General features: G+C 72.7%; 19 protein-coding genes. 14 read left to right on the forward strand and 5 right to left on the reverse strand.

Annotated elements, in window-relative coordinates:
• Positions 1-38 precede the first annotated feature (38 nt).
• Positions 39-2072, reverse strand: a complete 2034-nt coding sequence (locus tag DC008_RS09280; protein WP_108706545.1) for a hypothetical protein — start codon at positions 2070-2072, stop codon at positions 39-41.
• A 353-nt stretch (positions 2073-2425) separates the two neighbouring features.
• On the opposite strand from DC008_RS09280, the gene DC008_RS09285 reads away from it, so the two are divergent.
• From DC008_RS09285 to DC008_RS09315, 7 genes are all read left to right on the forward strand, one after another.
• Complete coding sequence (locus DC008_RS09285; RefSeq protein WP_108706546.1) at positions 2426-3967, forward strand: leucyl aminopeptidase; 1542 nt, start codon at positions 2426-2428, stop codon at positions 3965-3967.
• A gap of 253 nt (positions 3968-4220) precedes the next feature.
• Complete coding sequence (gene lpdA, locus DC008_RS09290) at positions 4221-5609, forward strand: dihydrolipoyl dehydrogenase (protein WP_055624490.1); 1389 nt, start codon at positions 4221-4223, stop codon at positions 5607-5609.
• A gap of 76 nt (positions 5610-5685) precedes the next feature.
• Entirely contained in the window at positions 5686-7494 is a 1809-nt protein-coding gene (gene sucB / locus DC008_RS09295) for a 2-oxoglutarate dehydrogenase, E2 component, dihydrolipoamide succinyltransferase (RefSeq protein ID WP_108706547.1), read from the forward strand.
• A gap of 280 nt (positions 7495-7774) precedes the next feature.
• Entirely contained in the window at positions 7775-8398 is a 624-nt protein-coding gene (locus DC008_RS09300) for a GntR family transcriptional regulator (RefSeq protein ID WP_108706548.1), read from the forward strand.
• A 261-nt stretch (positions 8399-8659) separates the two neighbouring features.
• Positions 8660-11362 carry a pyruvate dehydrogenase (acetyl-transferring), homodimeric type gene (gene aceE / locus DC008_RS09305; protein WP_108706549.1) on the forward strand — a complete coding sequence of 901 codons (2703 nt, stop codon included), beginning with the start codon at positions 8660-8662 and terminating at the stop codon, positions 11360-11362.
• Positions 11363-11465: 103 nt separating this feature from the next.
• Positions 11466-12443, forward strand: a complete 978-nt coding sequence (locus tag DC008_RS09310; RefSeq protein WP_108706550.1) for a helix-turn-helix transcriptional regulator — start codon at positions 11466-11468, stop codon at positions 12441-12443.
• A 72-nt stretch (positions 12444-12515) separates the two neighbouring features.
• Positions 12516-13034: a DUF4240 domain-containing protein gene (locus DC008_RS09315; protein ID WP_108706551.1), complete on the forward strand. Its 519-nt coding sequence runs from the start codon at positions 12516-12518 to the stop codon at positions 13032-13034.
• Between the two features lie 158 nt (positions 13035-13192).
• On the opposite strand, the gene DC008_RS09320 is transcribed toward DC008_RS09315, so the two are convergent.
• On the reverse strand, positions 13193-13930 hold the full coding sequence (locus DC008_RS09320; RefSeq protein WP_235075012.1) for a peptidoglycan recognition protein family protein: 738 nt from the start codon (positions 13928-13930) through the stop codon (positions 13193-13195).
• Between the two features lie 264 nt (positions 13931-14194).
• Between DC008_RS09320 and DC008_RS09325 the strand changes: the two genes are divergently transcribed.
• A complete protein-coding gene (locus DC008_RS09325) occupies positions 14195-15376 on the forward strand; it encodes a MarP family serine protease (RefSeq protein ID WP_108706552.1) in 1182 nt (393 codons plus the stop codon).
• A gap of 12 nt (positions 15377-15388) precedes the next feature.
• Here the strand turns inward: DC008_RS09325 and DC008_RS09330 are convergent, their stop codons facing one another.
• On the reverse strand, positions 15389-15889 hold the full coding sequence (locus DC008_RS09330) for a GNAT family N-acetyltransferase (RefSeq protein ID WP_108706553.1): 501 nt from the start codon (positions 15887-15889) through the stop codon (positions 15389-15391).
• Between the two features lie 53 nt (positions 15890-15942).
• On the opposite strand from DC008_RS09330, the gene DC008_RS09335 reads away from it, so the two are divergent.
• Positions 15943-16848 (forward strand): TIGR01777 family oxidoreductase, encoded by a 906-nt coding sequence (locus tag DC008_RS09335; protein WP_108706554.1) that lies wholly within the window; start codon positions 15943-15945, stop codon positions 16846-16848.
• A 368-nt stretch (positions 16849-17216) separates the two neighbouring features.
• Positions 17217-18590 carry an NAD(P)/FAD-dependent oxidoreductase gene (locus DC008_RS09340; protein WP_108706555.1) on the forward strand — a complete coding sequence of 458 codons (1374 nt, stop codon included), beginning with the start codon at positions 17217-17219 and terminating at the stop codon, positions 18588-18590.
• A gap of 470 nt (positions 18591-19060) precedes the next feature.
• Here the strand turns inward: DC008_RS09340 and DC008_RS09345 are convergent, their stop codons facing one another.
• Complete coding sequence (locus DC008_RS09345) at positions 19061-20497, reverse strand: NsdA family TPR-like regulatory protein (protein ID WP_108706556.1); 1437 nt, start codon at positions 20495-20497, stop codon at positions 19061-19063.
• A 280-nt stretch (positions 20498-20777) separates the two neighbouring features.
• Between DC008_RS09345 and lipB the strand changes: the two genes are divergently transcribed.
• The 4 genes from lipB (at position 20778) to DC008_RS09365 (ending at position 23885) form a co-directional block, all read left to right on the forward strand.
• Positions 20778-21575: a lipoyl(octanoyl) transferase LipB gene (gene lipB / locus DC008_RS09350; RefSeq protein ID WP_108706557.1), complete on the forward strand. Its 798-nt coding sequence runs from the start codon at positions 20778-20780 to the stop codon at positions 21573-21575.
• A 105-nt stretch (positions 21576-21680) separates the two neighbouring features.
• Positions 21681-22646 carry a lipoyl synthase gene (gene lipA, locus DC008_RS09355; RefSeq protein ID WP_108706558.1) on the forward strand — a complete coding sequence of 322 codons (966 nt, stop codon included), beginning with the start codon at positions 21681-21683 and terminating at the stop codon, positions 22644-22646.
• A gap of 291 nt (positions 22647-22937) precedes the next feature.
• The gene (locus DC008_RS09360; protein ID WP_108706559.1) at positions 22938-23138 is read left to right on the forward strand and encodes an SCO2195 family GlnR-regulated protein; all 201 of its coding nucleotides are present in this window, start codon (positions 22938-22940) and stop codon (positions 23136-23138) included.
• A 48-nt stretch (positions 23139-23186) separates the two neighbouring features.
• Positions 23187-23885 (forward strand): DUF4191 domain-containing protein, encoded by a 699-nt coding sequence (locus DC008_RS09365; protein WP_108706560.1) that lies wholly within the window; start codon positions 23187-23189, stop codon positions 23883-23885.
• An 88-nt stretch (positions 23886-23973) separates the two neighbouring features.
• On the opposite strand, the gene DC008_RS09370 is transcribed toward DC008_RS09365, so the two are convergent.
• The gene (locus tag DC008_RS09370; RefSeq protein WP_108706561.1) at positions 23974-24441 is read right to left on the reverse strand and encodes an RDD family protein; all 468 of its coding nucleotides are present in this window, start codon (positions 24439-24441) and stop codon (positions 23974-23976) included.
• Positions 24442-24478: the final 37 nt, after the last annotated feature.

Consider the following 24478-nt stretch of genomic DNA (forward strand, 5'->3'; position numbering starts at 1 on the left):
GACCCGCCGCCCGTCACCGGGTCCCCGCGGGCGGACCGCTACGGCAGTCTCAGCGTCACCGCCGTCTGGAGCAGCTCCGGTGTCGTCCACGCCGAGCGCAGCCCCGCGTACGGGGTGCCGAACGCGGCGGTGCCGAGCAGGAGTTGCTTACGGGTGCCCTCCGGCACGGTCACCGGGATCTGCACACCGGAGGGCGCGCTGACGGTGACCTTGGAGCCGACCCGGTACGCGGTCACCCGGTTCTGGGAGAGGGCGCTCTGCCAGGCGTCACGGCGCTTGAACTCGGTGCCGATGGCGCTCTGGCGGAGGTTCTCCAGCGGGGTGTTGTCCGCGAACAGGGCGCCGTGGTCGGCGAGCACCTTGTCCAGGACCGGGTAGAGGATCCGGTCCTCGGCCAGGTTGGACTGGTGGACGTAGTGCGGGCGCGGGTCGTTGGAGATGGCGTGCCCGAGCGCCGCGCGGGCCTCCTGCGGCACGATGTGCTCGGCGTAGCCGGTGGCGACGTCCAGCGGCTCGTCGAGGCAGGTGGAGGCGGGGTTGGACTCGCAGATGCCGCTGCCGCCGTCGGCCTTCGAGGTGTAGATCCAGTTGTACTCGTCGGCCATCTCCTCCGCCGTGCCCGTGTTGTAGTACACGTTCATCGGGTAGCGGGGGACGGTGAGGGCGGAGCCGACCGGGCGCTGGGCGGACTCGCGGGAGTTGTCCGAGGCGATCCACTTGACCCCGTTGTCGGCGAGGGCGCCGGCCAGGTTGGGGTTGTCGGCGGGCTGCTGCGGCAGGTTCTTCAGGCCCGAGTGCTCGCCGGTGACCAGTTCCGTGCGGTCGAGCGGGAGGCCCTTGGTCACGCCCCAGGTGTGGTTGTCCCGGATCTGGGCGGAGATCTCGGACCGGCTCATGTACCGGATCGAGCCGTCGGCGTTCTTCGCGCAGCTCCACGGCACCGTCGAGGTGTCCTGGACGCAGCCGAGGAAGGGGTGCGTGTAGGTGTGGTTGATCCAGCGGTACTGGTTGCGGTCGGCGAGCAGCCGCGCGGCGAGCGCGTCGGTGCCGCCGTGCTCGGCCTTCCACTCCTCGCCCGAGCCCGCGTTGTAGACCATGTCGAGGCGGAAGCCGCTCTCGCGCTGCCACTGGGCGGCCCGGACCGCGTCCTGCTCGGTCATCCGGATCGGCGGGGCCTCCTCGCCGCCGCCCCCGACGCAGTCGATGTCGCCGGGTGTGCAGTTGCGCTCGGTGTCCCAGCGGGCGTCGGGCGCGAACACGTCGTCGACGTGCACCGCGAGGTAGTTGCGGGCCTGGCCGAGGTGGACGCCCTGGGTCAGCCACTCCACGATGCCGCGCGCCAGCAGACGGAACTGCTGCTGGTACTGGTTGTAGGCGAAGGTGACGACGAGCTGGCGGCGCCCGTCGGCGGCGTACTCGCCGACCAGGCTGCCCCGCCCGGAGCCCCCCGGCACCGGGACGTCGACATAGCTGGTGAAACCGGCCCGGGGCCGGGCGGCGTAGCCGTAACTCTCCGAGATCGACGGGTCGTTGTCCTCGAAGGTGAAGGCGCCGTCGAGATAGCCGAAGGCGCCGGCCCGGCCCTGGGCGGTGACGGCGGCCTCGTGTCCGTCGAGGCTGCCCGCCCAGCCGCCCTCGGTGGTGTAGTCGAGGCCGACGCCGGGGTGGGCCCAGGTGTAGGCGTCGACCTGCGGGATACCGAAGGTGCGCTCGAAGTTCTCCAGCGCGGTCTGCTCGGCCGAGCCCGCGCCGAACGGCGCCTCGTGGGGCAGTACGACACCCTGGTACTTGGCGCGCGGGGTGCCGCCGACGGTGTCGCTGAGGAACGCCGCGGTGACGGCGGGGCGGTTCGTGTCGTTCAGGTCGACGGTGGTGTACGGGATGCCGGTGCTCTTCAGCTGTGCGGTGATGGCCTGGACCGCGCTGCCGCCGTCGTCCACCACCAGCACCTTGAGGTCGACGCGTGGTTCCCCCGCGGCCGAGGCACCGGGCACGCCCACGCCCAGCGCCAGCAGACCGGCGGCCGCCGAGACGGCGGCCGTTTCTCTCCAACGGTGCGCTCTCTGCGCCATGGTTGTCCTTCCCCCCAGAGGATCCCCGGGCGCTCCACGTGGAGGAGCTGCGGAGGATCCGTGGAAATCATGCGAAACGGCGAGCGGATCACTCGCCGGAAACCACACGAGTGTGACTCAGCTCACCGGCCCTGGGGATCGGGAAGCGGCGCGACGCCACGGACGGGTGAACGACCGCAGGAATGAGCGAACGCTCACGCGAGCGTAGGCTCAGCCGCAGTGTTCGTGCCGTACCGGGGAAGGCCCCGCTGACACCCGCACCGCCAGGTCGGAACTAGGGTCGGCCCTCGGGCCCGGCCGACCCACACTTTTCGGCCACCGCAACTTCACATCGGAAGCGAGAATTCACCACCGTGACTGCTCTGACTCTCAGCACCGCCGCGGCGCCCGGCCTGCGCGTCGACGCGCTCGTGATCGGTGTCGCCAAGGGCTCCGGCTCCAAGGGCGCGGGCCTGATCGTCGCCCCCGGCGCCGAGGCCGTGGACCAGGCGTACGACGGCAAGCTGGCCGGCGTCCTGGAGACCCTCGGGGCCTCCGGCTCCGAGGGCGAGGTGACGAAGCTCCCCGCCCCCGCCGGCTTCAAGGCCCCGCTCGTCGTGGCGGTCGGCCTGGGCGCCGAGCCCGACGGCGAGGACGCTGACGCCGGCTTCGACGGCGAGGCCCTGCGCAAGGCGGCCGGTGTGGCCGCGCGCGCCCTCGCCGGTTCCAAGAAGGCCGCGTTCGCGCTGCCGCTGGCCGACGCCGGCGACCTCGGCGCGATCGCCGAGGGCGTCCTGCTGGGCGCCTACTCCTTCGACGCCTACAAGGAGAACGGCGGGGAGCGCAAGAACGGCAAGGCGCCGCTCGCCGAGGCCGCGCTGCTCGGCGCCAAGCCCCGCGACAAGGCGCACAAGGCCGCCCTCGAGCGCGCCACCGCCGTGTCCGAGGAGCTCAACCGCGCCCGCGACCTCGTCAACACCCCTCCGAACGACCTCAACCCCGAGTCGTTCGCCGCGATCGCCACGGCGGCCGCCAAGGAGCACGGCATCAAGGTGCAGGTGCTCGACGAGAAGGCGCTCGCCAAGGGCGGCTACGGCGGCATCCTGGGCGTCGGCGCCGGTTCCGCCGCCGGTCCGCGCCTGGTGAAGCTGACGTACACGCACTCGCGCAACGCCAAGCACCTCGCGCTCGTCGGCAAGGGCATCACCTACGACTCGGGCGGCATCTCGCTGAAGCCGGCCGGCCACAACGAGACGATGAAGTGCGACATGAGCGGTGCCGCCGCGGTGTTCGCCGCCGTCGTCGCCGCCGCGCGGCTCGGCCTGGAGGTCAACGTCACCGGCTGGCTGGCGCTGGCCGAGAACATGCCCTCCGGCTCCGCCACCCGTCCCGGTGACGTGCTGCGCATGTTCAGCGGCAAGACCGTCGAGGTGCTCAACACCGACGCCGAGGGCCGGCTGGTGCTGGCCGACGCGCTGTGGGCGGCCTCCCAGGAGAAGCCGGACGCCATCGTCGACGTGGCGACGCTGACCGGCGCGATGGTGCTGGCGCTCGGCAACCGCACCTTCGGTGTGATGGCCAACGACGACGCGTTCCGCGCGGCGGTCGTGGAGGCCGCGGAGGAGGTCGGCGAGGCGTCCTGGCCGATGCCGCTGCCGGAGCACCTGCGCAAGGGCATGGACTCGCCGACCGCCGACATCGCCAACATGGGCGAGCGGATGGGCGGCGGTCTGGTCGCGGGCCTCTTCCTGCGCGAGTTCGTGGGCGAGGGCATCACCTGGGCGCACGTGGACATCGCGGGCCCGGCGTTCAACGAGAGCGGCCCGTTCGGGTACACCCCCAAGGGCGGTACGGGCTCCGCGGTGCGGACGCTGGTGCGGCTGGCCGAGCTGACGGCCGCCGGCGACCTGGGCTGACACCGGATCCCGGCCGCCGGGGCCTCGCACGCGGGTAGGGCGAGGCCCCGGCGGCGTCCGGTCCCGGCCCGGCGGAGGGCCACGAGTGGGACGTCTCACACACCAGCCCGGCGTCTCGTTCGGTGTGGACAAGTGCGAAGATGGGGCTCGGCAGGACAGGGCCCCACCAAGGGCCGAAAGAACGAGCGGCCGGACACCAGCCGCCGACCGGTCACTGGAGACCGGCGTGGCGCACATGCATGGAGGACGTGACGTGGCGAACGACGCCAGCACCGTTTTCGACCTAGTGATCCTCGGCGGTGGTAGTGGCGGTTACGCCGCGGCCCTGCGCGGAGCGCAGCTGGGCCTGGACGTCGCCCTGATCGAGAAGGACAAGGTCGGCGGCACCTGCCTGCACCGGGGATGCATCCCCACCAAGGCCCTGCTGCACGCGGGCGAGATCGCCGACCAGGCCCGCGAGAGCGCGCAGTTCGGCGTGAAGGCGACCTTCGAGGGCATCGACATCGCCGGGGTCCACAAGTACAAGGACGGCGTGATCTCCGGCCTGTACAAGGGCCTCCAGGGTCTCGTGGCCTCCCGCAAGGTGACGTACATCGAGGGTGAGGGCCGGCTGTCCTCCCCGACCTCCGTCGACGTCGACGGCCGGCGTGTCCAGGGCCGCCACGTCCTGCTGGCGACCGGCTCCGTGCCGAAGTCGCTGCCGGGCCTGGAGATCGACGGCGACCGGATCATCTCCTCGGACCACGCCCTCGTCCTGGACCGCGTGCCCAAGTCCGCGATCATCCTGGGCGGCGGCGTCATCGGCGTCGAGTTCGCCTCGGCGTGGAAGTCGTTCGGCGCCGACGTCACCGTCATCGAGGGCCTCAAGCACCTCGTCCCGGTCGAGGACGAGAACAGCTCCAAGCTCCTGGAGCGCGCCTTCCGCAAGCGCGGCATCAAGTTCAACCTGGGCACCTTCTTCCAGAAGGCCGAGTACACCCAGGACGGCGTCAAGGTCACCCTCGCCGACGGCAAGGAGTTCGAGGCCGAGGTGCTGCTGGTGGCCGTCGGCCGCGGCCCGGTCTCGCAGGGCCTCGGCTACGAGGAGCAGGGCGTCGCGATGGACCGCGGCTACGTCCTCGTCGACGAGTACATGCGCACCAACGTGCCGACCATCTCGGCCGTCGGCGACCTGGTCCCGACCCTCCAGCTCGCACATGTCGGCTTCGCCGAGGGCATCCTGGTGGCGGAGCGGCTGGCCGGCCTCAAGACCGTCCCGATCGACTACGACGGTGTCCCCCGTGTGACCTACTGCCACCCGGAGGTCGCGTCCGTCGGCATCACCGAGGCCAAGGCCAAGGAGATCTACGGCGCGGACAAGGTCGTCGCGCTGAAGTACAACCTCGCGGGCAACGGCAAGAGCAAGATCCTGAACACCGCGGGCGAGATCAAGCTCGTCCAGGTCAAGGACGGCGCCGTGGTCGGCGTCCACATGGTCGGCGACCGGATGGGCGAGCAGGTCGGCGAGGCCCAGCTCATCTACAACTGGGAGGCGCTGCCGGCCGAGGTCGCCCAGCTCATCCACGCCCACCCGACGCAGAACGAGGCGCTCGGCGAGGCGCACCTGGCCCTGGCGGGCAAGCCGCTGCACGCGCACGACTGACCCTCGGCCGACGAAGCGACTCCGCGTCCCAGCGACGCCCACAGACTTCCGCAATTCGTAAGGAGCAACCGAAACCATGGCGGTTTCCGTAACCCTTCCGGCGCTCGGCGAGAGCGTCACCGAGGGCACTGTCACCCGCTGGCTGAAGGCCGAGGGTGAGCGCGTCGAGGCCGACGAGCCGCTGCTCGAGGTCTCCACCGACAAGGTCGACACCGAGATCCCCTCCCCCGCGTCCGGCGTGCTGTCCTCCATCAAGGTCGCCGAGGACGAGACCGTCGAGGTCGGCGCCGAGCTGGCCGTGATCGACGACGGCACGGGCGCCCCCGCTGACGCCCCGGCCCCGGCCGCCGAGCCCGAGCCCGCCGCGGCTCCGGAGCCGGCCGCCGCCGCGCCGTCCACCGAGCAGGCCGCCCCGGCGCCCGCTCCGACCGCCGAGGCCGCGTCCGGCGGCGGCTCCGCCGAGGGTACGGACGTGGTCCTGCCCGCGCTCGGCGAGTCCGTCACCGAGGGCACCGTCACCCGCTGGCTGAAGTCCGTCGGCGACTCCGTCGAGGCCGACGAGCCGCTGCTCGAGGTCTCCACGGACAAGGTCGACACCGAGATCCCCGCCCCCGCGTCCGGCACCCTGCTGGAGATCGTGGTCGGCGAGGACGAGACGGCCGAGGTCGGCGCCAAGCTCGCCGTCATCGGTGCCGCGGGCGCCGCTCCGGCGGCCGCCCCGGCGCAGGAGGCCCCGGCCCCCGCGGCCGCCCCGGCTCCGGCTCCGGCTCAGCCCGCCGCGCCCGCCCCGGCCCCCGCCGCTCCGGCCGCGCCCGCCGCCGCTGCCCCGGCTCCGGCCCAGCCGGCCGCCCCGGCTCCCGCGCCGGCCGCTCCGGCTGCTCCGGCTCCGGCTCCGGCTCCGGCTCCGGCTCCGGCGAAGGCCGCCCCCGCTCCGGCCGCCCAGGCGACCGACGAGGGCGCCTACGTCACCCCGCTGGTGCGCAAGCTCGCCGCCGAGCACGGCGTCGACCTGGGCTCCGTCAAGGGCACCGGCGTCGGCGGCCGTATCCGCAAGCAGGACGTCATCGCCGCCGCCGAGGCCGCCAAGGCCGCCGCCGCAGCCCCGGCTCCGGCCGCCGCCGCGGCCCCGGCCGCCAAGAAGGCGCCCACGCTGGAGGCCTCCCCCCTCCGTGGCCAGACCGTCAAGATGCCGCGCATCCGCAAGGTCATCGGCGACAACATGGTCAAGGCGCTGCACGAGCAGGCGCAGCTGTCCTCGGTCGTCGAGGTCGACGTCACCCGCCTGATGCGCCTGCGCGCCCAGGCCAAGGACTCCTTCGCCGCGCGCGAGGGCGTCAAGCTCTCCCCGATGCCGTTCTTCGTGAAGGCGGCGGCCCAGGCGCTGAAGGCCCACCCGGTCATCAACGCCAAGATCAACGAGGCCGAGGGCACGATCACCTACTTCGACACCGAGAACGTCGGTATCGCGGTGGACTCCGAGAAGGGCCTGATGACCCCGGTCATCAAGCACGCCGGCGACCTCAACATCGCGGGCATCGCCAAGGCCACGGCGGAGCTGGCGGGCAAGGTCCGCGGCAACAAGATCACGCCCGACGAGCTGTCCGGCGCGACCTTCACCATCTCCAACACCGGTTCGCGCGGTGCGCTCTTCGACACGATCATCGTGCCGCCGGGCCAGGTCGCGATCCTCGGCATCGGTGCCACGGTCAAGCGCCCGGCGGTCATCGAGACCGAGGAGGGCACGGTCATCGGCGTCCGCGACATGACGTACCTGACCCTGTCCTACGACCACCGCCTGGTGGACGGCGCCGACGCCGCCCGCTACCTGACGGCGGTCAAGGCGATCCTCGAGGCCGGCGAGTTCGAGGTCGAGCTCGGCCTCTGATCCTCGCTGTTCGGCAGTACGGCGCCCCGCCCGGAACGATTCCGGACGGGGCGCCGCTCTGTACCCGGGCGCGACCGCCCCTCCAGGGGCGCGGGGAACCGCGCGACCAGCCCCGACACACCCGCACCCGCCCGGCGGCACCCGGCACCGAGCTCGTGGGCGCCCCACCCATCACCGCGTGTGCGCCTCGTCTCACCTGCACCAAAGCACCGCCGTCGGTCCTCCCCGCGGAGCGCAACCGCCGTATTGTCTAAACGTCAACGCGCCCTAAGGAGCCCTCATGACCGCCCCCGTCATCCACTCGCTGCGCGAACAGATCCGCGAGCACATCCTCGAGGGGATCATCAGCGGGCGCTGGCAGCCGGGCGAGCGGATCGTCGAGCGGCGGATCGCCACCGAGCTCGAGGTGAGCCAGACCCCGGTCCGGGAGGCGCTGCGCGAGCTGGAGTCGCTGCGGCTGATCGAGTCCGCCCCCAACAAGGGCGTTCGGGTGCGCAATCTGACCGCCGGCGACCTGGAGGAGAGCTATCCGGTCCGCGCCGGCCTCGAGGCCATCGCCGCCGAGCTGGCCGCCGACCGCCTCGCCGGGGACTGCTCCGCGCTCGAGCCGCATGTGGCCGCCCTGTACGAGGCCGACCGGGACGCCGACGGCACCGGGCAGGTGCGGCACACGGTGGGCTTCCACCGCGAGCTGGTGCGGGCCGCGGGCAACTCGGTGCTGCTGCACACCTGGGAGGGCCTGGGCATCGAGGTCTTCACGGCACTGTCCATCCGCTGGCTCGGAACCGTTCAGCAGTCGTACGCGGAGGAGCACGAGGAGCTCGTCCAGGCGTTCCGCCGGCGGGACCCGAGGATCGCGGAACTGGTGAAGGCGCACGTGCTGGGCTGCGCCCCCAGGGCCTGATCGACAGGCGAGCATCACCCCGCTCACCTGCGGAAACCCTTCGAAAACACGGCACCGCGTGCCATATGCCGAGGCACCGCATGCCTACTTTCCCCGGATCACGATGTTTTACCCCGGAACCCTTTGATCGATCATCGATCAGGGAGTTATTGTCACCGCTGGACCTCCACCGAGGTCTTCCGCCCTGTCCTGCCAAAGACAAAGGGCAACCCCGAACCCTTGCCGATGAGGGAACCCCCTTCGACTGAGGAAGGCGGCGACATGACCGACCCCAACGCCATCCAGCCGAGCGCGCTCGACCAGCTCCCCGACCGTGACCCGGAGGAGACCGCCGAGTGGCAGGCCTCGCTGGACGCGGTCGCCGAGGCGGCCGGCCCGCACCGTGCGGCGTACCTGATGCGCCGCACCCTGGAGCGGGCCGAGGGCACCGGCATCGCGCTGCCCAAGCTCCTCGAGACGGACTACGTCAACACCATCCCCACCGCCGCCGAGCCGTCCGCGCCCGGTGACGAGGAGATGGAGCGGAAGATCACCGCGTGGAACCGCTGGAACGCGGCCGCGATGGTGACCCGCGGCTCCAAGTACGGCGTGGGCGGTCACATCGCCACCTTCGCCTCCGCCGCGTGGCTCTACGAGACCGGCTTCAACCACTTCTTCAAGGGCAAGGAGGGCGACGGCAGCGGCGACCAGCTCTACATCCAGGGCCACGCCTCGCCGGGCATCTACGCCCGCGCCTTCCTCGACGGCCGCCTCACCGAGCAGCACCTGGACAACTTCCGCCAGGAGGCGGGCGGCAACGGCCTGCCGTCGTACCCGCACCCGCGCCGGCTGCCCTGGCTGTGGGAGTTCCCGACCGTCTCCATGGGTCTCGGCCCGCTGTCGGCGATCTACCAGGCCCGCTTCAACCGCTATCTGACGGCCCGCGGCGTCAAGGACGTCTCCGCGTCCCACGTATGGGCCTTCCTCGGCGACGGCGAGATGGACGAGCCGGAGTCGACGGCGGCACTCGCCCTGGCCTCCCGCGAGGGCCTGGACAACCTGACCTTCGTCATCAACTGCAACCTGCAGCGCCTCGACGGCCCGGTCCGCGCCAATTTCAAGATCGTGCAGGAGCTGGAGGCCCAGTTCCGCGGCGCCGGCTGGAACGTGATCAAGACGCTGTGGGGCACCGCCTGGGACGAGCTGTTCCAGCTCGACACCACGGGCGCGCTGGTCCGCCGGCTGCGCGAGGTGCCGGACGCGCAGGTGCAGACGTACCAGACGCGCGACGCCGCCTACATCCGCGAGGACTTCTTCGGCAAGGACCCGGCGCTCGCCGAGATGGCGAAGCTGCTGAGCGACGACAAGATCCTCGAGTGTTTCCACCTCTCGCGCGGTGGCCACGAGGCCCGCAAGGTGTACGCCGCCTACAAGGCCGCCGTCGAGTTCAAGGGCGCGCCGACCGTGATCCTGGCCCAGACGGTCAAGGGCCACACCCTCGGCGAGGGCTTCGCGTCGAAGAACGCCAACCACCAGATGAAGAAGCTCTCGGTGGACGAGTTCAAGGCGATGCGCGACCTGCTCGAACTGCCCATCAAGGACAGCGACTTCGCCGACGGCGTGGTGCCCTACGGCCACCCCGGCGCCGACTCCCCCGAGGTCCGCTACCTCCAGGAGCGCCGCGCGGCCCTCGGCGGTCCCGCCCCGGCCCGCCGCGTCCACCCGGTGGCCCCGCTGCCGGCCCCCGCCGACAAGGCGTTCGCCGCCTTCGACAAGGGCTCCGGCTCGCAGAACGTCGCCACCACCATGGCGTTCGTCCGCCTGGTCAAGGACCTGGTCCGCGACAAGGAGACCGGCAGGCGCTGGGTGCCGATCGTCCCCGACGAGGCGCGCACCTTCGGCATGGAGAGCCTCTTCCCGTCCCTCGGCATCTACTCGCCGAAGGGCCAGACGTACGAGCCGGTCGACCGCGACCAGCTGATGTACTACAAGGAGGCGAAGAACGGGCAGATCCTCAACGAGGGGATCACCGAGGCCGGTTCGATGGCCGACTTCATCGCCGCGTCGACGTCGTACGCGACGCACGGCGAGACGATGATCCCGTTCTACATCTTCTACTCGATGTTCGGCTGGCAGCGGACGGCCGACCAGATGTGGCAGCTCGGCGACCAGCTCGGCCGCGGCTTCCTCGTCGGCGCGACGGCCGGCCGCACCACGCTGACCGGTGAGGGCCTGCAGCACGCCGACGGCCACTCCCCCGTCATCGCGGCGACCAACCCGGCGGCGCTGACGTACGACCCGGCCTTCGCCTACGAGGTCGCGGCCATCGTCAAGGACGGTCTGCGCCGGATGTACGGCGAGGCCGCCCCGGGCGAGGACCAGGACGTCTTCTACTACCTGACCGTCTACAACGAGCCGCTGCCGCAGCCCGCGAAGCCCGCGGTGGACGGCGTCGACCAGGGCATCGTCAAGGGCCTGTACCGCTTCAACACGGCGGAGTCGGCCGGTCTGTCCCCGGCGGCGAACGCCCCGCGCATCCAGCTCCTGGGCTCCGGCACCGCCATCCACTGGGCGCTGAAGGCGCAGAGGCTGCTCGCCGAGGAGTGGGGTGTGGCCGCCGACGTGTGGTCCGCGACCTCCTGGACGGAGCTGCGCCGTGACGCGCTGGAGGCCGACGCGGCCCTGCTGCGCGGCGAGGAGCGGGTGCCGTACGTCCGTCAGGCGCTGCAGGGCGCCGAGGGCCCGGTGCTCGCGGTCTCCGACTACATGCGCCAGGTCCCGGACCAGATCGCGCAGTGGGTCGAGCAGGACTGGTCCTCGCTGGGCGCCGACGGCTTCGGTCTGTCCGACACCCGTGACGCGGCCCGCCGCCACTTCGGGGTGGACGCCGAGTCGATCGTCGTCGCGGCCCTGGCCCAGCTCGCCCGGCGTGGCGAGGTCAAGGCCACCGCGGTGAAGGAAGCCCGCGAGAAGTACGGCCTGTAGCCGGGCCGGTGGTGAGCGAAGGGGCACGGCACTCGCCGTGCCCCTTCGGCGTACCCCTCCGCTGTCACCGTCGGCTGTCAGTGGGCCCCGGCATGATGGCCGTATGCGTGCCGCTCGTCTGATCAAGATGGTGCTGTTGCTCCAGTCCCGGCCCTCCATGACCGCCGGTGAGCTGGCGCGGGAGCTGGAGGTCTCCGAGCGGACGGTCACCCGGGACGCGCAGGCGCTGTCGGAGGCCGGGGTGCCGGTCTACGCCGAGCGGGGCCGGGCCGGCGGGTACCGGCTGGTCGGCGGGTACCGCACGCGGCTGACCGGGCTCGCGCGCGGGGAGGCCGAGGCGCTGTTCCTCAGCGGGGTGCCGGGGGCGCTGCGCGAGATGGGCCTGGAGGACGCCGCGTCGGCCGCGCGGCTGAAGGTGTCGGCCGCTCTGCTGCCGTCGCTGCGCGACGCGTCCCGTACGGCGGCCCAGCGCTTCCATCTGGACGCGCCGAACTGGTTCACCGAGCCGGCGCCCCCGGAGCTGCTGCCGGCGGTCGCGGACGCCGTGTGGGACGACCGCCGGATCGTCGCGCGCTACCGGCGGCGCGGCGACGAAGAGGTCGAGCGGGAGCTGGAGCCGTACGGGCTCGTGCTGAAGGCCGGTGTCTGGTACCTGTGCGCCCGGGTCCCCGGGGACGGTGCCCACCGGGTGTACCGGATCGACCGGTTCCTCGCGGTCGAGGCCGGTGACGGGCGGTTCGAGCGGGACGAGTCGTTCGATCTGCCGGGGTTCTGGGCGGAGCGGGCCGAGCAGTTCGCGCGGTCGATCCTGCGGACGGAGGTGGTGCTGCGGGTGTCGCCCGAGGGGGTGCGCGCCCTGCGGTTCGCCGTCGGGACGCTGGTCGCGCGGGAGGCGCTGGAGGCGGCGGGCGCCCCGGACGGGGACGGCTGGGTGACGGCGACCGTCCCGGTGGAGTCCGAGGAGGTCGCCCACGGCCAGCTCGCGGCGCTGGGCCCCGAGGTGGAGGTGCTGGCCCCGAGGTCGCTGCGGGAGCGGTTCGCCGCCGACGCGATACGCCTGGCGGCCCTGTACGCCGATTGAGTCACGCGCCCCATAACAATCCGTCGCACTCCACGTGCGCCCCACCGGTCCAGGGCCGATGCTTGACCCGTGATGGACGAGACGGAGTTCTGGGAGCTGGTGGACGCGACCCGTGAGGCCGCGGAGGGCGATCCCGAGGAGCAGGCCGACCTGCTCGTGGACCGGCTGGTCCAGCTGGACCCGGACGCCGTGCTCGACTTCGCCCGCCACTTCGAGGCCCGCTACAACCGGGCCTACACCTGGGATCTGTGGGGCGCCGCCTGGGTCCTGCTCGACGGGGCCAGTGACGACGCCTTCGACTTCTTCCGCTGCTGGCTGATCGGCCAGGGCCGCGAGGTGTACGAGGGCGCGGTGCACGACCCGGACTCCCTGGCCGAGCTGCTGGACGACTTCGACGAGGAGTTCGACGGCGACGGGGAGGAGCTGGGGTACGCCGCAGACGAGGCGTACGAGCAGCTCACCGGTGCCGTCGCTCCCGATCTGGGCCTGCCGCCCGCGCCCCCGGAGCCGTCCGGCACACCTGTGGACTTCGAGGACTCGCGGGCGCTGGCGGAGCGGTTTCCCCGGCTGTGGGCACGCTTCAAGGGCTGAGCGTGGCCCAGGGCCTCTCGTTTGGATCATGCCGGGCTCGCGGGCCCTGGTGCCGCACCTCGCCGCGTTGTCGTCGGTCGCCATGACGCCCTCCTCCGCCTTGCGACGCACGGCACCGGACCCCGCTCCCTGATCCGGCCTGACCCCGACGAAAGACCCTAGGGTGCCCGGCCCTGGAGGCGGGCCGCCGTGGCCCTGATCTCCGGGAGGAGGGCGCTGAGGGCGGCGCCGGGGCAGCTCGTCGAGTAGCCGTCGTTGTGGCCGGCCACGGCGGGGAGCGTGGCGGTGGTGCCGGAGGCGTAGCGACTGAGGCTGTTGCTGGAGGTCAGCCGCACCTTCGTGCGGGGGTCGGTCCCGGAGAGCCCCAGCTTCCACGCCGCCACCGCCGCGATCGCGTCGGTCATCGCCTGCGGGACGGGCACTCCGTCCGTGAAGGTGCCGAGGGCGGCGACGCCCGCGGTGCGGTGGTTGAAACCCTGGGTGTGGGCGCCGGTGACGGGCCGGTCGGTGCCGCCGGCCCGGCCCTCGTAGATCGTGCCGCAGCGGTCGACGACGAAGTTGTAGCCGAGGTCGTCCCAGTGCCGTGCGCCGGTCTGCCCGGCGTACAGATGCTCGATGATCCGGGGCGAGTCGGCGCAGTCGTAGTCGTTGGGCGAGTCCGTGTGGTGGACGAAGACGGCGACGACCTTGTCGTCGTAGCGCGGCGGCGGCTGGGTGTGCAGGGTCTTCTCGTCGAGCCAGACGTCCCGGGGCACGATGGGCGGCCTGGCGGCCTGGTACGAGGCCGGGCGCGCCGCGACGGGCCGCTTCTCCCGCTCGACGCTCTTCTCCACCCCGTCGGCGCACAGCACGAGCGCGAGCCCGGCGGCCACTCCCGGTACGAAACCGAGGGCCACGAGGGCTCCCCGTCCCCCGGGGACACCTCGTACCCGTTCCGCCGTGACCCGTCGGATGGCACGCATGGTCCTACTGTCCGACGGATCCGGTCCGCCCGCGATGTGTGGTGTGACACCGGGTGGAACCATCATCCGGGTCCGGGGCGTTCCTCCTGGTGTACGCAGCGTGGCCGAATCCCCGTGACACGCCGCCGCGCGCTGATCAAGAAGCGCTCCGTGCGCGTACTAAGGGGTCCGGTCAAGAGGTGAGGGAGAGGCGGCTCAGTGGACCTGCTCGACATCCTGCTGCTGCTCGTGATGGTGGCCTACGCGGCGTCCGGCTACCGGCGCGGGCTGGTGGCGGGCTGTGTCTCGCTGGCCGGCTTCGTGGGCGGCGCGGTGATCGGCGTGTGGCTGCTGCCGTGGGTGATGGACCTGGTCTCGCCGGGCACCACACGGGCGACGGTGGCCGCGGTGCTGACGGTGCTGCTGCCGGCCGTGCTGGTGCACGAGCTGGCGGGGCGGCTGGCCCTGCGGCTGCGCCGGGAGCTGGACCGCGGGCCGCTGCGGGTGGCGGACGGCATCGGCGGGGCGGTGGCCAACTCGGTGGCCGTGCTGATCGTGGCCTGGGTGGCGGCGAGCGTGCTGGCCGCGTCCTCCTCGACGCTGCTGACGTCGGCGATCCGTGACTCGCGGCTGCTGGGGACCGTGCAGGACGCGATGCCGGACACCACCCCGGCCTGGTTCTCGCGGGCCACCTCCGCGCTGACCGAGGCGGGCTTCCCGCAGGTCTTCAACCCGTTCGAGAACGAGTCGACGGCCGAGGTCGCCAAGCCCACCGGTGACAGCGTCACCCCGGCCGCGACGGAGGCCGCCAAGCGCAGCACCGTCAAGATCGAGGGGACCGCGGGCACCCAGGGCCGCGAGGGCAGCGGGTTCGTGTACGCCCCGCAGCGTGTGATGACCAACGCCCATGTGGTGGCCGGCATCGACCGGCCGGACGTCCGCGTGGGCGGTGTCGGGCCGTCGTACGCCGCCCGGGTGGTGCTGTTCGACCCGCGGCGGGACGTGGCCGTGCTGTACGTGCCCCAGCTGCGCGCCCCGGTGCTGCGCTTCGACGACGCCACGCGCGGCGACTCGGCGGTGGTCGCGGGCTATCCGGAGGACGGCGCGCTGGATCTGCAGGCGGCGACGGTCGCCGGCCGTATACAGGCCACCGGGCAGAACATCTACAACGACGAGACCGTCACCCGAGAGATCTACTCGATCCGCTCGACCGTCCGGCCCGGCAACTCGGGCGGGCCGCTGCTGACCACCGAGGGCCGGGTGTTCGGGGTGGTCTTCGCCCGTTCCACCACCGACGCTGAGACGGGTTACGTCCTGACGGCGGACGAGGTCGCCTCGGACGCCCGGCGCGCGGCGACCGCGACGGCCCCGGTGGACACCGGGGACCTGATCACCTCGTGACGCCGCGGGACCTCACAGAGCGCGCCCCATGAGCACGTCGTCGGCGTACCTCCCGTCGATGTGGAACTCCCCGGGCAGGACGCCCTCGACCACGAAGCCCTCGGAGGCGTAGAGCGCGCGGGCGGGGGTGTTGTGACCGAGGACGCGCAGGGTGACGCGGCGGGCGCCCCGGCGCCGGGCGTCCTCGACGGCCGCCCGCACGAGCGCCCTTCCGACGCCCAGACCACGGGCTTCGTCCGCGACCGCCAGCCCCTGGATCTGGCGGACGTGCGCGTTGCAGGCGAGCCGGGTCGGCGGGACCACGCGTATGTAGCCGACGGCCCGCCCTTCCAGCTCCGCGACGAGGACGTCCTCGGGGGCGTGGCGCTCGTCGAAGAAGGGCGGGTACGGCGGGCGCGGCCGGGGCACGACGGCGTGCAGCGGCGACCAGGTGGAGCGGTCGAGCCGGGCCAGTTCCTCGTCGTCCTCGTGCCGGGCGGTGCGCAGTACGGGCTGCGGGCGGGTCTCGGACATGACCGCCAGCCTACGAGGAGGCATGGGGCCCGGTTCCGGGCAGGATGGCTTGCATGGATCAGTCGAGAATCGTGATCGCCGGCTCCTCCGGCCTCATCGGCGCCGCCCTGGTGCGCTCGCTCGTCGCGGACGGCCATGAGGTGGTCCGGCTGGTGCGCCGGGCGCCCCAGGCGGCGGACGAGGTCCGCTGGGACCCCGACGGCGGTGAGGTGGCGGCGGCGGTGCTCGCCGGGTGCGACGCCGTGGTCAACCTGGCCGGCGCCAATGTGGGGGCGCGGCGCTGGACGGAGGCGTACAAGGAGAGCCTGCGGCGCGGCCGGGTCCGGGGCACGGGGGCGCTTGCCTCGGCGATGGCGGCGCTGAAGCCCGGTGAGCGGCCGCGGGTCTTCGTGAACGGCAGCGCGATCGGCTACTACGGCGAGACCGGCGAGGAGATCGTCGACGAGTCGAGCCCGCCCGGCGAGGGTTTTCTGCCGGAGCTGTGCGTGGAGTGGGAGGCCGCGGCGGCGCCCGCGCGGGAGGCCGGGGTGCGGACGGTCTTCGTGCGCACCGGCCTGGTGGTGGCCCGGGAGGGCGGGGCGTGGGGGCGGCTGTTCCCCCTGTTCAAGGCGGGGCTCGGCGGGCGGCTGGGGGACGGGCGCCAGTACTGGTCGTTCGTGTCGCTGCACGACGAGGTGGCCGCGATCCGGTATCTGCTGGACGCCGAGGAGCTGTCGGGGCCGTTCAATGTGACGGCGCCCGAGCCGGTGACGAACCGTGAGATCACGGCGGCCATGGGCCGGGTGCTGCACCGGCCCACGTTGTTCCAGGTGCCCGCGCCCGTCCTGCGGACCGTCCTCGGCGAGATGGCCGGGGATGTGCTGGGCAGTCAGCGGGTGGTGCCGGCACGTCTGCTGGAGTCGGGCTTCACCTTCGCGTTCCCGGACATCGAGGGCGCGATCCGGGCCGCGTTGAACTAGGGCGTGTTTCGAAAGTGGCGTCGTTCGCCCGGAGGGCGGGGCGCGCGGCGTCTGGTGCCGGGGGCACCTCCCACGCCCTTCGGGCAGTGGGGGAGCATCGCAAGGCGGAGGACCGTCCGCGTACTGGACGTACGTGGACGGTGCGACAACGCGGCGAGGTGCCGTGCCAGACGCCGCGCGCCAGACGGGACTTTCGAAACACGCCCTGGGACCCGGTGTCCGTGTGCGACCGCCGTGCGACCGTGCTCTGTCGATGCGCGACTGTCCCTGACCGATCCCGTCCGTAACCTCGTGCCGAACTCGGGTATTTCCTGGGCCAGTCGGGGGCATGACGTCTCCACCGGCCGCGCAACCTCGAGGAGGGGCACGTGCTTGAGCCCGCGAACCAGGCGGACGTCGTCATCGTGGGAGCCGGGGTCGCCGGGCTCGCCGCGGCGCACCGGCTGACCAGCGCAGGAATCACCACCGCGGTCCTGGAGGCGGCCCCCTACCCGGGTGGCCGCATGTCGACCGAGAAGGTCGACGGCTTCCGGCTGGACCGGATCGGGCAGCTTCTGTCGACGTCGTATCCCGAGCTCCGCCGGACACCGGCCCTGGACGCGCTCGCGCTGCGGTCCTTCGCCCCGGGGGTGCTGCTGCACAGCGACGGACGCCGGCACCGCGCCGGCGCACTCACCGGCCCGACGAGCGCCCGGCGCGCGAGGGGCGCACTCCACGCGGTGCGCGCCTTGGCGAGCGCCCCCAGGGGTTCCGCCGGGCGCGGGGCGCCGACGGTCCCCCGGGCGCGGGCGGGAGCCCCGCTGGGCACCGCCGTCGACCAGGCACGGCTGGGCGCCGCGCTCGCCCGGCTGGCCTCCGCGCCCGTCGAACGGCTGCTCGCCCGCCCCGAGGCCCCGGCCGCACAGGCCCTCGCCGAGCGGGGCATCCCGGCGCGCACGATCGACGGCTTCCTGCGGCCCCTGCTGGCCGCCCTGCTGTACGACCCCGAGCTGACCACCTCCAGCCGGTGCGCGGACCTCGCGCTGCACGCGTTCGCGGGCGGCCGGCTCTGTCTGCCCGAGGGCGGCGCCGAGGCCCTGCCCGAGCTGCTGGCGCGCTCGCTGCCGCCGAGCACCGTGCACACCGGGGTGCGGGTCACCTCGATCGCCACGACGGCCGTGACGACCGCCGAGCACGGCGAGATCCGGTGCCGCGCGGTGCTGCTGGCCACCGACGCGCGGACCGCCGCCGAGCTGCTGCCGGGGCTGCGGGTGCCCGGCTTCCACCGGGTGACGGTCCTGCACCACACGATGGACGAGGCACCGGCCACCGGCGCCTCGCTGCTGCTCGACGCCGACCGGAGCGGTCCGGTGGCGCACACGGCGGTGATCAGCCGCGTCGACCCGAGCCGCGCCCCGGCCGGCCGCGCCCTCGTCACCTCGACGGTCCTCGGCACCCCGCCCCCGGACGTCGACACCGCCGTACGCACGCATCTCGCGCGCCTGTACGGCACCTCGACGGCCCGCTGGGAGACGCTGGCCGTGCACCACACGCCCGAGGCCGTGCCCGCGATGACCGCCCCGCACGACCTGCGCCGGCCGGTGCGCCTGCTCGCGGGCCTGTACGTGTGCGGCGACCACCGGGACACCAGCACGGTCCAGGGCGCCCTGCACTCGGCCCGCCGCGCCACCACGGCGATCCTGTCGGACCTGGGCGCGGCGGGCTCCCTGCACAGCGCGGAACCCCTGCGGTCGGCGGCCTGACCGGCCCGGCCGTCCAGGCCGGGCCGCGACCCGCCCGGGCGGCCGTCCGGCCCGCGCGATCCCCGCACGGACCGACCACCCGGCTCGGCGGAGCCGCCGCCCTGCCTCCGTCGAGACCTTCGGACAGGACAGCCACCTGGGCCGGGTCGGCCCCGCGGGCGCCCGCCCAGCCCAACGAACCTGTTCTGGTCGGCGGCCTGACCGGCCCGGCCGTCCAGGCCGGGCCGCGACCCGCCCGGGCGGCCGTCCGGCCCGCGCGATCCCCGCACGGACCGACCACCCGGCTCGGCGGAGCCGCCGCCCTGCCTCCGTCGAGACCTTCGGGCAGGACAGCCACCTGGGCCGGGTCGGCCCCGCGGGCGCCCGCCCAGCCCAACGAACCTGTTCGGGCGCCCCCCGAACCGGACGCACCCCCCACGAACCGGCCACCCGGGCCGGGCGAACCCGCCAAGGGCGGCCGGGCCGCCCGGTCACAGCAGCGCGGCGACCCTGTCCCGGTAGCCCCGGACGGGGGCCGCGTCGCGGTACGGCTCCAGCCGGCGTTCGAAGTCCCTGACGTACTCGATCGCCCGGACGGACCGCATCTCGGCGGCCTGGCCGGCGGCCTCCGCGCCCAGCGCGCACGCCTGGTCGAGTTCGCCGAGGCCGAGGCGGGCGCTGGCCAGGACCAGCCGGCAGAAGAGACGGCTGCGGGCGAAGGCCGGGGCGCGCAGCTGCAGGGAGCGCTCGGCGTGCTGGGCGGCCGCGCGGAACTGCTGGAGGTCCCGGTGGCAGTGCCCGAACTCGTCGGCGAGCTGCGCCTCGTCGAAGAAGCGCGCCCAGTGCGGCACGTCGTCGCCGGGCCGGGCGGCCTCCAGGGCGCGCTCGGCCCGGACCAGCGAGGCCGTGCAGGCGCGCACCTCGCCGAGCACGCCGTGCCCGCGCGCCTCGCAGGCGTGCAGCAGGGCCAGGACGGCGGGCGGGGCGCCGGTCCCCGCGCCCTGCTGGGCGACGCGCGCCAGCTGGACGGCCTCGCGGCCGTGCCCGAGGTAGACGGCCTGCCGGCTCATGGTCGCGAGGACGTACGCCCCGAACGCCCGGTCCCCGGCCGCCTGGGCGAGCCGCAGCGCCTGCACGAAGTAGCGCTGCGCGAGGCCGTGCGCGGCGATGTCGAACGACGTCCAGCCCGCGAGCCGGGTGAGGTCGGCGGCGGCGGCGAACAGCCGGCGGCCGGTCTGCTCGCCGTAGGTGCCGCGCAGCATCGGCTCGCACTCGTGCTCCAGATAGCGCACGAGGGCCTGCCGGGCGTGGCCGCCGCCGTACATGTCGTCCAGGGAGCGGAACAGGTCGCCGACCGAGCGCAGCGCGGCGATGTCGCCGCCGGTGACCTTCTGCCCGGGCCCGCGCTCGGCCTGGCCGCGCTGGCGGGGCACCACCGGCCGGCCGGGGACCGGCACCCGCGGCACCGGCTCGCCGCGCGCGACCTTCTCGTCGGCCCGCCCGATCAGCCAGTCCCGGCTCGGCACGACGAGGCCGGCCGGGGTGAACGCGATCTTGCGCAGCTCGGCATGGCTGCCGGAGTCCTTGCGCCACAGGCCGCTGACGATGTCGACGGCCTCCTCGGGGGTCGCCGCGAACTCCAGCCCGGCGTACACGGGCGCGCAGGCGTCCAGGCCGAGGTCCTGGGCGGTGAGCCGGCGGCCGAGGCGCCGGGTGAAGACCTCGGCGATCAGCGCCGGGGTGGTGCCGCGCGGCTGCTGTCCGCGCAGCCAGCGGGTGACCGATGTCTTGTCGTATCTCAGGTCAAGCCCGTGTTCGAGTCCGAGCTGGTCCACCCGGCGGGCGAGACCCGCGTTGGAGAATCCCGCTTCTGCGATGAGCGCGGCGAGCTGTCGATTGGGAGTGCGCTGCGCGGGTCGTTCCGTCATCTGCGGTGCGGTCTCCTGCCTTTCGGGCGTCGTGTGGCCTTACGGCCGCCGAACGCCCGGAATTGCCGTGAGCAGCCCTTTTGGCCTCTCGAACGGCGCGAATGTAGCGGAGAGTAAACAGCCGATCGCACATTACGCCGCCCATTCATCCGATCGTGTGAGGATTGCGCCAGCGGGCTGACGTGGGCCTCGGGAGCCCACTCGAACGGACCGGTCGTACAGTGGCGTAGGCACGCTTCGTGCCTTACGACTTTCCGGTGCTTCTAGGGAGGCGCTTGCCGTGAGTGAGTTGCGGTTCGTCCGCATGGGGTTCGGGGCGGATGCCGTCGAGTACCAGGAGGCGTGGGACGAGCAGCGCCGCGTGCACGCGGCCCGGTTCGCCGACGAGATCGACGACACCGTCCTGCTGCTCGAACACCCCCCGGTCTACACGGCGGGCCGGCGCACCGCCGCCAACGAGCGCCCGCTGGACGGCACGCCCGTCATCGACGTGGACCGCGGCGGCAAGATCACCTGGCACGGTCCCGGCCAGCTGGTCGGCTACCCCATCCAGAAGCTCCCCCGCCCGGTCGACGTCGTGGCGCACGTACGGCGGCTGGAGGAGGCCCTGATCCGCACCTGCGCGGAGTTCGGCCTGGAGACCACCCGGGTCGAGGGCCGCAGCGGCGTCTGGGTCCTCGGCGACCCGGTCGAGCAGCGCCCCTCCCTCGGCGGGCTCTCCCTGGACTTCGACCCCCGCCTCACGGACGAGGAGTTCGACCCGCGGCTGAACGGCCCCGAGTACGCGCCCTCCAACGCCGGGCAGCGGCGCGAGGACCGCAAGATCGCGGCCATCGGGATCCGGGTGGCGAAGGGCGTGACCATGCACGGCTTCGCTCTCAACGTGAACCCGGACAACAAGTGGTTCGACAAGATCATCCCGTGCGGCATCCGGGACGCCGGGGTCGCGTCCCTGGCGGCGGAGCTCGGCCGGGACGTCACCATCGAGGAGGTGCTGCCGGTCGTCGAGCGGCATCTGCGGGACGTACTGGAGAACGCCGACCTCAGGCCGCGGGAGATCGAGAGGGCGGCCGTCTGAGACCGGGAATGGGCCCCGCCGTCACGAGGTTGGCCTGACGGCAGGGCTCAGTAAGCACGGGCGTACCCTGGTGTACGCCGAAGAATCGAAGCACAGGGAGCCGACGTGTCCGCAGTCTCACCGGACGGACGCAAGATGCTGCGCCTGGAGGTCCGCAACAGCCAGACCCCCATCGAGCGCAAGCCCGAGTGGATCAAGACCCGGGCGAAAATGGGCCCCGAGTACACGAAGATGCAGAGCCTCGTGAAGAGCGAGGGGCTGCACACGGTCTGCCAGGAAGCCGGCTGCCCGAACATCTACGAGTGCTGGGAGGACCGCGAGGCCACCTTCCTCATCGGCGGCGACCAGTGCACCCGGCGCTGCGACTTCTGCCAGATCGACACCGGCAAGCCCGAGGCGCTCGACCGCGACGAGCCGCGCCGCGTCGGCGAGTCCGTGGTCACCATGGACCTGAACTACGCCACCATCACCGGCGTCGCCCGTGACGACCTCCCCGACGGCGGCGCCTGGCTGTACGCCGAGACGGTCCGCCAGATCCACGAGCAGACCGCCGCCCGCGAGGCCGGCCGCACCAAGGTCGAGCTGCTCGCCCCCGACTTCAACGCGGTCCCGGAGCTGCTGCAGGAGGTCTTCGCCTCCCGCCCCGAGGTCTTCGCGCACAACGTCGAGACGGTACCGCGCATCTTCAAGCGCATCCGCCCCGGCTTCCGCTACGAGCGCTCCCTCAAGGTCATCACCGACGCCCGCGACTACGGTCTGGTCACGAAGTCGAACCTGATCCTCGGCATGGGCGAGACCCGCGAGGAGGTCAGCGAGGCGCTCAAGCAGCTGCACGACGCCGGCTGCGAGCTGATCACCATCACGCAGTACCTGCGCCCGAGCGTGCGCCACCACCCCGTGGAGCGCTGGGTCAAGCCGCAGGAGTTCGTGGAGCTGAAGGAGGAGGCCGAGGAGATCGGCTTCTCCGGTGTGATGTCCGGCCCGCTGGTGCGCTCCTCGTACCGGGCCGGCCGCCTCTACCAGATGGCCGTGGAGAAGCGCGGCGCGTACGTCGCCTCCCAGGCCGTCTGACGGCACGGGCCGTCGGATGGCTCAGGCCGCCCGATGGCACGGAGTGTCACTGTGCGCATGTGAATCCGCGCACAGGTGAACGCTCCCCGACTTCGTCCGTGAGACGCGGTCCGGTACGTCGTCGCAGATCGCGACCAGGTCCGGACCGCGTTCGGTCGTTCCGGCCCCCCATTCGGCCTTCATCGGTGTTTGACCGGTCGGTCACGCCCTGGTAACACCAATCAGTGACCCTGGTTGCACACGTTGTGCACCGCTCACCGGAGCAGTCATTCCCGAGGGGGGACCTCTGCCATGCAGGCCGCGCCCGTTCGCGCCACCGCCATCCCGTCGTTCACCGATGCACTGCGTGCCGTCGAGTCGCTGCTGATGGGCAGCGGCCAGCGCACGGCCCGTCGCAACGCCTGGACCTCCGTCCTGGAGGACCGCCGCCGCGCGAAGGACCGCGTCGAGGCGGAGCGCGTCCTGGAGCGGACCCGCGCTCCCCGCCTCTGAGGACACGCGCCGTCGAAGGCGCTCCCACGGCCACGTAGACTTCGTGGCATGGCGAGGAAGGACACGGCAGCGGACGCTGCGAACCCCGGGCGACTCAAGCAGATCGCTCTGACCTACAAGATGACCCGCAGGGCCGACAAGAAGATCGGTCTTGTACTCGCGGCTGTCGGAATCGTCACCTTCGGTGTCTTCCTCGCGATCGGTTTCTTGATCGGGCACCCCATCTATCTCGGCATCCTGGGCCTGCTGCTCGCCTTCCTCGCGACGGCGATCGTGTTCGGGCGCCGGGCCGAGCGGGCGGCCTTCGGCCAGATGGAGGGCCAGCCGGGCGCTGCGGCGGCCGTCCTGGACAACATCGGACGGGGGTGGACGACGACCCCCGCGGTGGCGATGAACCGCAGCCAGGACGTGGTCCACCGGGCCGTCGGCAAGGCCGGCATCGTGCTGGTCGCCGAGGGCAACCCGAACCGGGTGAAGAGCCTGCTGGCCGCCGAGAAGCGCAAGATGAACCGCATCGTCGCGGACGTCCCGGTGCACGACCTGCTGGTCGGCACGGGCGAAGGCCAGGTCGAGCTGAAGAAGCTGCGGACCACGATGCTCAAGCTGCCCCGCGTGCTCACCGGCCCCCAGGTGACGGCCACCAACGACCGGCTGCGCGCCATGGGCGACCTGATGAGCAACATGCCGCTGCCGAAGGGCCCGATGCCCAAGGGCATGAAGCTGCCGAAGGGCAACTTCCGCCGCTGATCCCTGAACGACGAAGGGGCGCCCGGATCGTTTCCGGGCGCCCCTTCGTCGTACGCGGATGTACGCGGATGCATCTGAAGCCCGGACGCTAGAGGCGGACCTCGACGGTGCCCGCCAGCCGGTCGTGCAGCCCGCGCCCGTCGCGGTCCCAGATCAGGGCCGGGAGGGCGAGGCAGAGCAGGGCGGTGCGCGCCAGGGCCCGCACCGGGTTGACGGTGCCGCTGTCGAGGGCGACCACGCGCAGGCCGAAGAGGCGCTTGCCGGGGGTGGAGCCGAGGGTGCCGACCGTGAGCACGCCCATCACGAAGAAGACGAGCAGGGCCCAGTTGCTGGTGGCCTGGCCATAGCCGTCGGTGAGAAGGCCGTATGCGATCAGGACGCACAGCCCCCAGTCCACGGCCAGGGCGCCGAGCCGCCGTCCGGGGCGGGCGATGGAGCCCTGGCCGTCCTGCGGAAGGCCGAGCTGCTCCCCCCTGTATCCGAAGTCGACACCGGCTTCCTCGGCGGCCGCGCGGGGGCCGGAGAGCCAGGATCCGATTGCTTGCCTCTTGTCCACGTCACCACGGTACTGGGCCCGTTCTGGGATGTGGACA

The organism is Streptomyces nigra (genome assembly GCF_003074055.1).
In the GTDB taxonomy this organism is placed as follows: Bacteria; Actinomycetota; Actinomycetes; order Streptomycetales; family Streptomycetaceae; genus Streptomyces; species Streptomyces nigra.